The sequence below is a fragment of the Streptomyces sp. NPDC059255 genome, assembly GCF_042752355.1.
GTDB lineage: Bacteria > Actinomycetota > Actinomycetes > Streptomycetales > Streptomycetaceae > Streptomyces.
The window spans coordinates 66730-79786 of record NZ_JBHYZP010000019.1; the positions used below are offsets into that span (position 1 = coordinate 66730).

The 13057-nt window shown below is 73.3% G+C and carries 9 protein-coding genes; all 9 read right to left on the reverse strand.

The window, feature by feature from the left end:
* The 9 genes from ACFXKG_RS22385 to asnB all read right to left on the reverse strand — a co-directional run bounded on the left by ACFXKG_RS22385 (nt 1) and on the right by asnB (nt 13056).
* Nucleotides 1-648: a PIG-L deacetylase family protein gene (locus ACFXKG_RS22385; RefSeq protein ID WP_384841720.1), complete on the reverse strand. Its 648-nt coding sequence runs from the start codon at nt 646-648 to the stop codon at nt 1-3.
* A complete protein-coding gene (locus tag ACFXKG_RS22390; RefSeq protein ID WP_384841723.1) occupies nt 645-1472 on the reverse strand; it encodes a glucose-1-phosphate cytidylyltransferase in 828 nt (275 codons plus the stop codon). Before ACFXKG_RS22390 ends, ACFXKG_RS22385 begins: the two co-directional genes overlap by 4 nt.
* Complete coding sequence (locus ACFXKG_RS22395) at nt 1469-2704, reverse strand: class I SAM-dependent methyltransferase (RefSeq protein ID WP_384841726.1); 1236 nt, start codon at nt 2702-2704, stop codon at nt 1469-1471. The genes ACFXKG_RS22390 and ACFXKG_RS22395 overlap by 4 nt, the downstream gene beginning before the upstream one ends.
* Nucleotides 2701-3975 carry a glycosyltransferase gene (locus ACFXKG_RS22400; protein ID WP_384841729.1) on the reverse strand — a complete coding sequence of 425 codons (1275 nt, stop codon included), beginning with the start codon at nt 3973-3975 and terminating at the stop codon, nt 2701-2703. The genes ACFXKG_RS22395 and ACFXKG_RS22400 overlap by 4 nt, the downstream gene beginning before the upstream one ends.
* A 2-nt stretch (nt 3976-3977) precedes the next feature.
* Nucleotides 3978-5258, reverse strand: a complete 1281-nt coding sequence (locus ACFXKG_RS22405; protein WP_384841732.1) for an O-antigen ligase domain-containing protein — start codon at nt 5256-5258, stop codon at nt 3978-3980.
* A gap of 1 nt (nt 5259) precedes the next feature.
* Entirely contained in the window at nt 5260-6774 is a 1515-nt protein-coding gene (locus ACFXKG_RS22410) for a right-handed parallel beta-helix repeat-containing protein (RefSeq protein ID WP_384841963.1), read from the reverse strand.
* A gap of 69 nt (nt 6775-6843) precedes the next feature.
* A complete protein-coding gene (locus ACFXKG_RS22415) occupies nt 6844-8769 on the reverse strand; it encodes an alginate lyase family protein (RefSeq protein WP_384841966.1) in 1926 nt (641 codons plus the stop codon).
* A gap of 47 nt (nt 8770-8816) precedes the next feature.
* Nucleotides 8817-11012 (reverse strand): bi-domain-containing oxidoreductase, encoded by a 2196-nt coding sequence (locus ACFXKG_RS22420; protein ID WP_384841735.1) that lies wholly within the window; start codon nt 11010-11012, stop codon nt 8817-8819.
* A 109-nt stretch (nt 11013-11121) separates the two neighbouring features.
* Nucleotides 11122-13056, reverse strand: coding sequence for an asparagine synthase (glutamine-hydrolyzing) (asnB, locus tag ACFXKG_RS22425; protein ID WP_384841738.1), 1935 nt, complete (start codon nt 13054-13056; stop codon nt 11122-11124).
* Nucleotide 13057 lies beyond the last annotated feature (1 nt).

Below are 13057 nucleotides of genomic sequence, written 5' to 3' on the forward strand. Positions count from 1 at the left end.
TCATTCCCCCAGGTCGAGAGTGAGTTTGGTGACGGCGAACGCCTCGGCGTAGCGCGCGTGGCTTTCGATGCCGCGGATCCGGGCCAGCCCGAGGAAGGCCTCCCGGTCGTACCAGGGCCGGTGCCGTTGCGAGGGGTAGTGCTCCTGAAGGAGCCGCACCTTCCGTTCGGCGGTCTCCGGCGACAGCGGCTGGTACGCCGCCGGCCGGCCGAGGTCGCCGTCCCACTTGACGATCTCGTAGCCGAGCACGAGGTGGTCGCGGAAGGCGGTGGACATCAGCTTCGCCAGGATGCGGTGGTCCTGGTGCGCGTCGTCGGTGCGCGGGGCCAGCACGAGATCCGGCTCGGTCCGCGCACGCAGCTCCTCGACCGCGGCCTTGGCCTCGCCCCAGTGCGCAGGCAGCCGGCCGTCCGGCAGCTTGAGCACGGTCAGCCGCAGGTCGGCACCCGGGCAGAAGGCGGTGAGCGCGGCCTGCTCCTCCCGCTCCCGCTCGCCGCCACCGCCGGAGAGCACCAGCGCGTCGACGCGGATCCCCGGCCGCGCGCGACACAGCGTCAGCAGGGTGCCGCCCGCGCCGATGGCGATGTCGTCGCAGTGCGCGCCCACCGCGACGACCCGGGTCAGGGGCCCCGCCCCGAGCCGGATCACGCTCTCGCCCCGGAGCCGTATCCGCCGCCGCTCGCGCCCGCCCCCGCGCCGTCCCGTTCCCACACGGCCCACGGGCGGTCGCCCCGGGCGTAGGCGTCGTCGAGCGCGGCCCGCTCCTTCACGGTGTCCGTCGGCTTCCAGAAACCGCGGTGCTGGTGAGCCACCAGCCTTCCCCGCTTGGCCAGTTGGGCACATCCGTCGGCGACCAGATCCCCGCCCTCCGGGATGTGGTCGAAGATCTCCTGGCGGAGCACGAAATAGCCGCCGTTCTCCCACAGCGGCAGCTCGCTCACCGCGGTGATGCCCCCCACCAGGCCGTCGTCGCCCAGGTCCACGCAGTGGAACGAGGACTGCGGCGGCACCACCATCATCGACGCGCCCGCGTCGCGCCGGGCGAACCGGTCGATCATCTGCGGCAGCGGGGCATCGGTCAGCACGTCGGCGTAGTTGGCGAGGAACATCTCGTCACCGTCCAGGTGGTGCCGCACCCGGCGCAGCCGCTCCCCGATCGGTGACTCGATGCCGGTCTGCGCGAACGTGATCGTCCAGGACGCGATGTCGGTGGAGAGCAGCTCGGTCCGTCCGCCCCGCAGCACGAAGTCGTTGGACGTCGTCTCCTCGTAGGTGAGGAAGAAGTTCTTGATGTGGTGGGCCCCGTACCCGAGGCACAGGATGAACTCCGTGTGCCCGAAGTACGCGTAGTAGCGCATGACATGCCAGATCAGCGGCCGCGGGCCGACCATCGCCATCGGTTTGGGCACGTCGTCGGAGGCTCCGTTGCGCATACGCAGCCCGTAGCCGCCGCAGAACAGTACGACCTTCATGGCTTGACCTCGACAATGCTCAGTTCCGGTATGGGAAAGACCAGCCGGCCGCCCCAGGCGTGCACGAAGGACAGCTGCTCGACCAGCTCGGCCCGCAGATTCCAGGGCAGGACGAGCACGTAGTCCGGTCGGTCGATGCTGATCCGCTCGGGCGGCAGGACCGGGACGCGGGTGCCCGGGGTGAACCTGCCGTGCTTGTACGGGTTGCGGTCGACCGTGTACGGGAGCAGGTCGGGCCGGATGCCGCAGTGGTTGAGCAGGGTGTTGCCCTTGCCCGGGGCCCCGTAGCCGACGACCGTCTCGCCGCGCTCGGCCGCCTCGATGAGGAACCGCAGCAGGTCCCGGCGCACCTTGGCCACCCGGGCGGAGAACTCGGTGTACCCGGACAGCTCCCGCAGCCCGGCCGCCTTCTCCCGGTCCAGTACGTCGGCCACCTGCCGGGTCGGCTCGCCGGCCGCCTCGGCGGGACGGGCCCACAGCCGGACGGAGCCGCCGTGCGTGGGCAGCAACTCGACATCGACGAGCGTGAGTCCGCCGCTCGCCAGCGCCTGGATCGCGGACGCCACCGTGTAGTACTGGAAGTGCTCGTGGTAGATCGTGTCGTACTGGTTCTCCTCGATCAGGGTCAGCAGGTGCTGCACCTCGATGGAGACCCAGCCGTCATCGGCGACCAGGGCGCGCAGCCCCCGGGTGAACCCGACCACGTCGGGGATGTGCGCGTACACGTTGTTGGCCACGACCAGATCCGCCGGGCCGTGCTCGGCGCGGACACCGGCGCCGGTCCCCGGGTCCAGGAACGCCGTGAGCGTGGGCACCCCCGCCTCCCGCGCCGCGGCGCCGACGTTCACCGAGGGCTCGATGCCGAGGCAGCGGATCCCGCGGTCTGTGACATGCCGCAGCAGGTACCCGTCGTTGCTCGCGACCTCGACCACGAAGGAGTCCGTGCCGAGGCCCAGCCGCTGTTCGGCGCCGGCGACGAACGTCCGCGCGTGCTCCACCCAGGAGGTCGAGTAGGAGGAGAAGTACGCGTACTGCGTGAACGTCTCCTCCGGTGTGATCAGCGGAGGGATCTGCGCGAGCCAGCAGTCGGTGCAGACCCGCAGGTGCAGCGGGTACGCCGGCTCCGGCCGGTCCAGTTCGTCCGCCGCGAGAAAGCTCTCGCACGGCGGGGTCGCCCCCAGGTCGACGACGCTGGACAGCGCCGTCGAGCCGCAGAGTCGGCATCGTGTCATCTCCTGCCCCCATCCCGCCCGCGCGGGTCTCCCCGCCGCGAGCCAGTGCTTCCGTTCCCTGCCGGCGGCGGGCCGTCCCCGCCGCCGGAGCGCACCGCGATCGCGGTGCGGTACCCCTCCACCAGGCGCTCCAGCCCGACGGCCGGGCTGAAGTCCCGCTCGTAACGGCGCCGGGCCGCCCGGCCCATCTCCCGGTTGCGCTCCGGCCCGGCCGTGATCCGGCGCAGGCAGGACGCGAGCGAGGCGGGCTCGCCGGGCCGGTGGAGCAGCCCGGTCACCCCGTCCTCGACGAGTTCGGTGAAGGCGCCGTGCCCGGCGGCTACGGCCGGGACCCCCGCCGCCATCGCCTCCACGACCACCAGGCCGAACGCCTCCAGCCAGGTGGACGGAGCCACCACGGCGACCGCCCGTGCGAGGGCCCGCCGGCACTCCGCCGGGTCGTACAGGCCGACGTACCGCACGTCGTCCCGGCCCGCCGCCCAAGCGGTCACCTCCCGCTCCAGCGGCCCCGCGCCGGCGATCACGAGCGGTACGCCCACCCCGCCCCCGGCGGCGATGTCGTCCCACGCGGCCATCAGCAGCCGCACGCCCTTGGCCTCCGCGAGCCGGCCGAGATAGAGCAGATGCTCGCCGGAGCCCGCCCGGCGGGCGCCCGGGTCGGGCACGAAGTTGTGCTTCACCGCCAGCCGTTCGGCGGGCATACCGGCCCGCACCAGGACCTCGCGCTGCGCCGCGGAGATGCAGAAGAACCGCTCCACACCGGTCCACCACCGCCGCCGGTTGACCGACAGGCTGACCGCGAGCGGCACCGTCGCCAGCCGCGAGTTCCGGTAGCAGCCGTGCCGGACGGCGGGCAGCGGCGACGACCCGACGCACTCGGCGCACGGCCGGCCGTCCCGCCGCAGCGTGCCGGGCGGACAGACCTGCGTGTAGTTGTGCAGCGTGGCGACGGCGGGCACACCGGCGTCGGCGCAGGCGGCCAGCACCGCCGGCGACAGCAGCGGGAAGACGTTGTGGACGTGCACCACGTCCGGCCGCTCGGCGCGGAGCCGCGCGGCGAGCTCCGCGCGGACCGCCGGGTTCCACGGCACCAGCAGCGGCAGCGCGGCCTTGGACGGCAGGGACCGGGCGGCGATGTCGTCGCTGCGCCGCTCGAACACCCCGACCCGGTGGCCGGCTTCGCGCAGCAGTGCCACCTCCTGGTCGACGACCGTGTTCTCCCCGCTCGGCTGCGCCGAGGCGTAGCGGTTGTGCACCACGAGGACGCGCATGGTCAGGTCACCTCCGGTCTCAGGGCCTCGCGCGGGACGACGCCCCGCCGAGGGGCTTCGGGCGTGGGCTCGGGCGTCGGTTCGGGCGCCGGTGCCGGCGTCGCGAGGGCGGGGGCCGCCGCGGGCGCCGCCAGCAGCGAGGCGGCCACGGCCAGATGCAGCAGATACGGCGAGGCGTCGCCCAGCCCGGCCTCGGTGTACGAAGCGATCGCGCAGTAGCAGATCAGGAAGAGGGCGCAGGCCCTCGACAGCGACGGTGGCCGGAGCAGCGCGACACCGCCCAGCACGACGAAGACCGCCGACACCAGGGCGACACCGGTCACACCCTGCTCGTGGTAGACGGCCAGCCAGCTGTTGTCGATCGGCAGCCCGCCGAACGACTTGTCGCCCAGCCCCGCGCCGAAAAGGAACTCCGAGGTCGTCCGCGGTGCCGCCAGCAGGGCGTCCCAGACCTTGGCCCGGCCGGTGAGGCTGGTGAAGTTCTCCTGGCTCTGCCCGCGCAGGAACCACGCCTGCACCACGGAGCCGAACCCCACCGCGGCCACGGCGGCGCACCCCACCGCCCAGACGAAGAACCGGCGGGCCGCGGCGCTGGTCAGGACCAGGGAACCGATCGCCGGCACCAGCCCGGCGAGCAGGCCGAGCGTGGCCGTACGGGTATGGGTCAGCGCGAGCAGGACGAGAGCCGGCACGACGACCACCGCCGCGCTGACCCGGTCGGTCCCGCGGCCCAGCAGGAGCAGCACGGTGAGCCCGATGATCACCGCGGCGTACTGTCCGATCTGCGGCGGGGTGAGCGGCCACAACGCGCCGACCAGCCGCCCGCCGTAGAGCTCGGGCAGGGCGGCGCCCGGTGAGACGACCGCGCCGGCGGCCACCGAGCAGAGGACCGCGAAGTACATCCGGATGTGGTGCCGGACGAAGGCCGGGCCGCCGTCCCACCAGCGGCTGAGCAGCCACAGCGTGCCGACGAAGAGAGCCAGCCGGGCGCAGCGGAACAGCGCGCCGAACCCGGACTCCAGGTTCACGCTGGAGATCACGCTCGGCACCAGCAGCAGGGTGAGCAGGAAGACGAAGGCACTGGCCCGGACGCGCAGCCGGGGATTGACCGCGAGCGCCAGCGCGAACGCGGCGACCAGCGCGCCCATGGTGACCATCTGGATGAGGGAGCGGGGCAGCGGGACGATGGTCCTCGCCCCGGCGGAGCCGAGTGTGTTGAGGATCAGCAGCCCCCAGACCGCCCCGACGATCTTCGGCGTGTGGTCCGTGTGGTCCGCGCCCATCTCAGCCACCGTCCCGTGCGCGGAAGGTGCTGCCCGCGTCCTGCTCGTACGGCGTGGACCGCCACTGCCCGGAGTCGAGGACCCGGCTCGGGTCGTGGGCGACGAACTCCCACGGTCCGACGTAGACGTTGTCGTGCCAGCGGTTGTGCTGCTCGCGGGTGATCGCCTCGGCCACCCGCTCGCCCTGGTACGGCGACCAGTCCGGATAGGTGCCGTAGTTGGCCAGCAGCGCCATGCGGCCGCACTTCACCGTGCAGTCGACGACGGACCTGTCCAGCAGGAAGCGGTTGCCGTGGATCTCCACCCGCTGGGTCTTCCACCGGCAGTCGGCGTAGAGCGGCGCGGTGGCGATCGCCGGCCGCGCGCAGCGGCGGGTGTCCTTCACCAGCAGGGTGCAGGCACCGGACGAGGTGTTGGCCGGGCTGTTGCAGAACCGGTCGGCGTTCTCCCACAGGGTGATTCCGGACCAGTTGTCTTCCAGCACGTTCCGGTAGATCTCGATCCTGTCCGTACGGGCCCGGATCCGTGGTTCGCCGCCGGATTCGGACAGGTAGACGGTCGCGAACGGGAAGGTGTCGCCGCGGTCGGCGTACCGGCGGCCCTCGACCCAGTTGTTCCGACGGATCGTGTTCTTCCGGATGACCGCGTTGTAGCTGGTCTCGTAGATCAGCGCGGCACCGTCGTTGGCCTCCAGCACGTTGTCCTCGATGCGGAAGTCGTTGTTGTTGGTGTCCGCCCACAGCCCGGCCCCTCGGTTGTCGTGCACCCAGTTGCCGCGTACGTCGGCGCCGTCGACGGCCCAGAACTTGACGCCCCCGGTGCAGCCGCAGCCCGGCCGCCGCCGCTCCCAGTCGTCCTTGTTGTTGCCGGTGATCTCGTTGCCCTCGACCACCAGGCCGGTGATGCGGCCGGAGGCCTGGTACGCGTTCATGCCGTACTGGCCGTTGTCGCGCAGACAGCTGGCGCGGACCCGCTGGCGGGCACCGGCCATCAGCCCGGCGCCGGAGTTGTTCCGGATCGTCGCGTGCTCGATCACCCACCCGTCGGCCGAGTCGTGGTTGACCACGCCCTCGTTGTGCGGGGCGACGAACCGCTGCACGGTCAGGTGGCGGATCGTGACGTCGCGGGCGGCGCCGCCGAACGCGTACTGGTTGGTCTTCCGGCCGTCGAGCACCGCGCCCGGCGCGCCGACGTAGCTGTTCCCCTCCTTGGGGACGACCTGGGCGTAGCGGTCCGGTGCGAGCCGGTGCGTGCCCGGCCGGAGCCAGAACGTGGTGTGCGCGGGGCTGTTCCTGGTCTTCGCGGCCAGGTCACCGGTGACCGCGGGATCGACCGTCACTGCGCCCGCCGGCGCCTTCGCCGGCCCGGCCGCGGGCCCGGCACACACCCGGGCCACGGAGGCGGACGGCGTGGCGGTCGGCTCCGGCCGCGCGTCCGGCGCGCTCTCACAGCCGGTCGCCGCCAGCAGGGCCAGCGCCAGCGGTGCCGCCGGTAACGCCCAGTGCCGCCACTGCATACGCACGCGTCGTCCTCCTCGGACTCCTCGGAGCCTGTCGTCGATCCGGCCTGATCCCCACGGCAGGCCCTAACCGCGGAACCTGAGTACGGTGGTGAACCCCTGCGCGCCGCCGGTGAAGCCGGTGCCGACCAGCGTGGTGGCGGGCTCCTTGCGCCCGAAGCCGGCGGAGTACCACCCCAGCGGCGGGTCGCTCTCGCCGCGGTGCGCCCGCCAGGACAGCTCCCCGGGCAGGTCGAGCACCGCGGAGCGGTCCTCGCCGTCCCGGGTCCAGGTGAGCGTGGCCCGGTTCCCCGCCAGCTCCGCGGCGATCGCCGGGCCCAGGTGGAACGCCAACTGCGCGGCCCGGCGCGGCCCGCGCACCTCGTCGACCACCCGCAGCTCCCGGCTCGCGGCCGTCAGCTCCACCCGGCGGCGGTGCACGGAGCGCCGGTAGCCGTCGTGCTCGGCGCACCAGCGGGCCGTCCCCCCGCCGGATTTGCCGGACGGGTCCGCGACCAGGACGCGGCTGCGGGCCCCCCGGGTCCACAGGAACGGGCCACCGGAGACGGACTGGTCGGCGCCGTCCAGCCGCAGGGTGTTGTGGCCGAGGGTCGACCGGAAGTACCGCCGCCACTCCGGCTGCCCGTGGTAGCAGAAGGTCCCCGGGTCGGCGAGCACGTCGACCCCGTCGTGCCGGACCTCCACGGACAGCGCGTCCGCGTGGGCGTGCGCGGCGATGGACAGGAATCCGTGCGGACCACCGTCGCAGCGGCACCAGATCTCCGCGGGACCCCGCAGGATGGTCATGCCCGCGTCGGCGAAATGGGCCGGCCGACGGTCCGGGCGGGCGACGGCCGGCGCGGTCCCGTTCCCCGCGTACGGCCGGATGAGCGCGGCCAGCAGCGGGGTCCGCACATCGGTGCCGGTCACCGCCGGCCACCAGGCGAGCCGGCCGAACGCGGCGTCCCCGGTGGCCAGCAGCGAGGCCCAGCGGTCGGTGTCCGCGCCGTCCACGACCAGACCGTGCCCGTCGTCCGCGTCCCCCTGGCGCGGCGGCCGCAGGTGGCCGTCCACGACGGCCGCGAGCGCGTCGGTCATCCGCAGCAGCACCTCCCGGACCGACGCGGGGACCGGCACACCGGCCCCGTCCGCCTCGGCCACCGCGGCCAGGCCCAGCTCCAGCACCAGTCCGTGGTACTCGGTGGCCAGCTCCCGGTTCAGACCGGAGCCGAAGGTGTTGCTCCGCAACTGCCGCTCCAGCGACCGCAGCGCGTCGGCCCGCCAGCGTGCCGAGGCGGGAAACCAGCCGAACGCGCAGGCCGCGGCGGTCTGCCCGGCGGCCTCGGCGATGACGTGGTTGTTGGCCGAGGAACCCCGGCTGGGGAAGGCGGCCAGCCAGCGCTGGTGGTGCCAGATCTGCCGGAGCGCCACCGGGTTGCCCTCGAACAGCCCGGCCGCGCCCGGCCAGCCGTCGAGCAGCCGGCGGATCCACACCCAGGACAGCAGCCGGATCCCCAGCTCGATGCCACTGGTCCAATGGACGCCGCGCAGCGGCGCGTTGGCCGCCCACCACGACCGCAGATGCGCGGCCACCCGCTCGGCGTACCGCTCGTCGCCGGTGAGCGCGTAGGCGGCGGCGAGCACGGTGAGGTACTGATGCCGGGACAGCTCCCAGATCTGCTTGATGTCCCCGACGACATCCTCGTCCCGGTACGGCACGTCGAAGGCGTGGTCCCACGGGGCCCGGCGCCCGGTCCTCGGGTCGTACGACCAGTCCGGGTCGGCCAGGTCGTCACGGTCCACCCCGAAGTACCCGCCGTGCCCGGCCATCAGCCGGTCCGCGTCGGCGACGAGCCGCTTCGCGGCGTCCGGCGGCACGGCGGCGATCGCCCCCGCGGGCAGGACCGCGGTGAACCGGGCGCCGGTCACCTCCGGGCACTCCGGCGGCGCCGACCGCCACCGCCGCCTGCGCGCCGCGTCGCCCGCCCGGCCGGCGACCTCCCGCGGCCCCATCCGGGACAGCCGCCGCAGGTACCAGCCCGGACTCCCCGCGCGCACCGTCACAGCGCCCTCGCCAGGGTCACCGGCGCGCCGCCGGCCAGCGCGGCCCGTACGGCGAGGGTGGCCGCCGTGGTGGCGACCAGCGACTCCAGCGGCACCGGCATCGGCCCGCCGGTCCGTACGGCCTTGACGAACGCGGCCAGTTCGGCGGACTGGCCCTTGTCCCGGGCCTTCGGCAGCCGGGAGCTGACCCACGGCCTGCCGCGGCCGTCGTGGACGGTGGCCCGGACGAAGTCGTCGAGCCGCAGCGCCCGGCCGTCCGCGACCAGGTCCAGCGTCTCCTTGGGGAAGCCGGCCGGGCCGGTGGTGACGTAACTGATGGTGGCGGTGGACCCGCCCGGGTAGCCCAGCACGACCTGGAGGTCCTCGTCGCCGGGTGTGGTGAGCGCGTACACCGAGACCGGGTCGGCCGCCAGCAGCCAGCTCGCCGTGTCGATGAAGTGCCCACCCTCGCCGGCGAACCGCGAGCCCTCGGTGGCGCCCCGCAGGTACCAGCTGCCGTGCTCCAGCCGGCCCGCGTTGACCAGGTAGCGGAGGCTCGCCGGACCGGTCCGGGCGCCGAACCGCTGCCTGGCCTCCCGCAGCAGCGGCGCGAACCGGCGGTTGAAGCCCACCTGCAGCCGGTCGTTGCCGGACTCCTCCACCGCCGCGACCACGCCCGCCAGCTCGTCCTCGGTGAGCGCCAGCGGCTTCTCCACGAACACCGCCTTCCCGGCCAGCAGCGCCCTCCGGGTCAGTTCGGCGTGCGAGCTGTGGCGGGTGACCACGAACACCGCGTCGACGGACGGGTCGCCGAGCACGGCGTCGAGATCGGTGGTGGCCCCGGCGAAGCCGAACTTCCGCTGGGCGTTGGCCCCGGAGAGCGCCGTCGTGGTGACGACCGTGGCCAGCTCGACGCCGTCGCGCCGGGCCAGGTGCGGCAGCAGCATCGACGTCGCGTAGTTTCCCGCGCCGACGAACGCCAGCCGCACCGGCGCCTTCGCGGACCGGGCCGGGGCGGACACCCCGCCACCGCGCCGCACCGCGGGCACCGTCACCGCCGGGGCCGCCGCCTCCGCGGCCTCCTCTTTCTGCTCGGGGTAGCGGAACAGCACCGCCACGGCCTTCAGTTCGCCGTCCCGCAGCCCCCGGTACGTCTCGACCGCGTCGTCGAAGTCGGCCGTGCGGGAGATCAGCGGCTCCACGTCGACCCGGCCACGGGCGACGAGATCGAGGAAGCACGCCAGGTTGCGGCGCTCGGTCCAGCGCACGTAGCCGATCGGGTAGTCCCGCCCCTCCAGCTCGTACTCCGGGTCGTAGCGCCCGGGACCGTAACTGCGGGAGAACCGGACGTCCAGCTCCTTCTCGTAGTACGCGTTCCACGGCAGGTCCAGACGGCACTTGCCGATGTCGACGACCCGGCCGCGGTCCCGGCTCAGCCGCGCGGCCAGCTCGACGGGCTGGTTGCTGCCGCCGCCCGCGGCCAGATACACCTGGTCCACGCCGTGACCGCCACTGAGTTCGGCGACGGCGTTCGCCACGACCGCGGAGGCGGGATCGCCGCAGGCAGCCGCGCCCAGCCGCTCGGCCAGCTCGCAGCGCACCGGGTCCGGGTCGGCCCCGACGACCCGGACCCCCGAGGCGGCCAGCAGCTGCACCACCAACTGCCCGATCAGGCCCAACCCGATGACCAGCGCCACCTCGCCGAGCTGCGGTTCACCGCGGCGGACGCCCTGCAGCGCGATCGACCCGACGGTGCCGAAGGCCGCGTGCCGCGGCGCGAGACCGTCCGGCACCCGGGCGTAGAGGTTCTTCGGCACCCAGTTCAGCTCGGCGTGCAGCGCGTGCTCGTTGCCGGCGCAGGCCACCAGGTCGCCGGCCTTCACGTCGTCGATCCCCGCGCCGACCTGCTCGACCACCCCGCACAGCGAATAGCCCAGCGGCGTGTAGGAGTCCAGCTTGCCCATCACCTTGCGGTAGGTGGCGGGCACCCCGTTGGTGGCCACGCTCTGCACGACCTTGGCCACCTGGTCCGGCCGGGAGCGGGCCTTGCCCAGCATCGACATGCCGGCCTCGGACACCTTCATCAGCTCGGTCCCGGTGGAGATCAGCGAGTAGGCGCTCCGCACCAGGACACCGCCCGGCTTGCACCCCGGCACCGGCACGTCCAGCAGCGCCAGCTCGCCGCTCTTGTAGTTCTGCACAACCTGTTTCACCGAAGTCCTCTTGTCTCTACGCCGTCAAGGGAGATCGCTACGCAAGGGAGATCGCCATGTAAGGGAAATCGCCGGTCGTCAAGGGAGATCGCCGGTCGTCAAGGGATCGCTACGCCGTCGGGGGAGGGTCCTGGCCGGCCCCGGAGGTCGCGCCGCGATACCAGTACTCAAGGGTCAGTACGTGCCACAGGTGCTTCGAGAAGTCCCGGTGCCCGGCGGCGTCCTCGGCGACCATCCGCGCCAGCGCGTCACGGCGCAGGAGCCCGGAACGGACCAGCTCCCCGTCGTGCACGACCTCGCGCACCAGCGGTGCCAGATCCCGGCTCATCCAGGCCCGCAGCGGGGCGCTGAACAGGCCCTTGGGCCGGTACACGATCTCCCGGGGCAGGACGGAGCCGGCCGCCTCCTTGAGGACCGCCTTGCCCTGCCGCCCGACGATCTTGCGGTCACCGGGCACCGCGAACGCCGCCTTCACCACCTCGACATCCACGTACGGCACCCGCACCTCCGTCGAGGCGGCCATGCTCGAACGGTCCGTGTACGCGAGGTTGAGGCCCGGCAGGAACATCCGGGTGTCGCCCAGGCACATGCGGTTGACGAAGTCGTCGAGGTCGTTGTCCTGGTAGACGTCCGCGTGTTCGGCCAGTACGTCGTCGACCGTGCCGGCCAGGTCCGGATCGACCAGGGCGAGCAGCTCGTCCCGGTCGTACAGGGTGTAGCTGCGCCGGAACGCGGTCTCCTCCGGCAGATCGGCGAAGGAGAGGAACCGCTTCGCGAAGCGCACCGACCGGTATCCCCGGCGGGCCGTGGCGACCGGGAGCCGGTCCACGGCCGCGGACAGGCCGCGCCGCAGGGGCCCCGGGACGCGCTGGTAGCGCAGCGCGAGCAGGTTGGCCAAGTGCTTGCGGTACCCGGCGAACAGCTCGTCGGCGCCCATCCCGGAGAGCATCACCTTGACCCCGGCCTCCCGGGCGGCCGAACAGATCAGGAACGTGTTGATCGCGGCGGGGTCGCCGATCGGCTCGTCCAGGTGGTACGTCATCCGCGGCAGCAGGTCGAGCACGTTCGGGGCGATCTCGATCTCGTGCAGATCGACGCCGAACCGCTCGGCCACCTGACGGGCGTACCGCAGGTCGTCCGGCATCGCCTCGAACCGGGCGTCCTCGGCGCGGAACCCGATGGTGTAGGCGGAGATCCCGGGGTGGTCCCGGGCCGCCAGCGCGGTCAGATAGCTGGAGTCCAGCCCGCCGGAGAGGAAGGTCGCCACGGGGACGTCGGAGAGCAGGTGACGCCGGGTCGACTCCTCGACGACGGCGGCGAGATCCGGCAGCTCGCCGTCCCGGGCCCGCTCCCGGGCCTCGGCGGCGACCTCCCGGAGGTGCCAGAACCGGCCGCGCTCCACCCGGCCGTCGGGCCGGCACCGCAGCCAGCTCCCCGGCGGCAGCTTCTCCGCCTCGCGGAACGCGCACCGCGAGTCCGGCACCCAGTAGTACAGCAGCGAGGCCACCAGCGCCGCGTGGTCCACCTGGAGCGACCCGCCGCTCACGGCGGCCAGCGCCTTGAGCTCGGAGGCGAACACCAGCCCCTCACCGCGCCGGAGCAGGAACAGCGGCTTGATGCCGAGCTGGTCGCGGGCGAGCACCAGCTCGCCGGTCCGCTCGTCGAAGATCCCGAACGCGAACATGCCGCGCAGCCGGGGCAGGCAGTCCGTGCCCCAGCGCCGCCAGGCCTCCAGCAGCACCTCGGTGTCGGAGGTGCCGCGGAAGCGCACCCCGGCGGCCGCCAGCTCGGCGCGCAGCTCGGGCGCGTTGTACAGCTCGCCGTTGTACGTCAGGACGAGGCCGCCCGAGACCATCGGCTGGGCGCCGGTCCCGGACAGGTCGATGACGGCCAGCCGGCGGTGTCCGAGGTGCACCTCGCCGTCACCGGCGGGGTGGCTGTAGCGGCCCGCCCCGTCCGGACCGCGATGGGCGAGGACATCGGTGAGCCGGTCGGTCACGGCCTTCCCGTCCGGCCATCGGTACGTGCCTGCGATGCCACACATG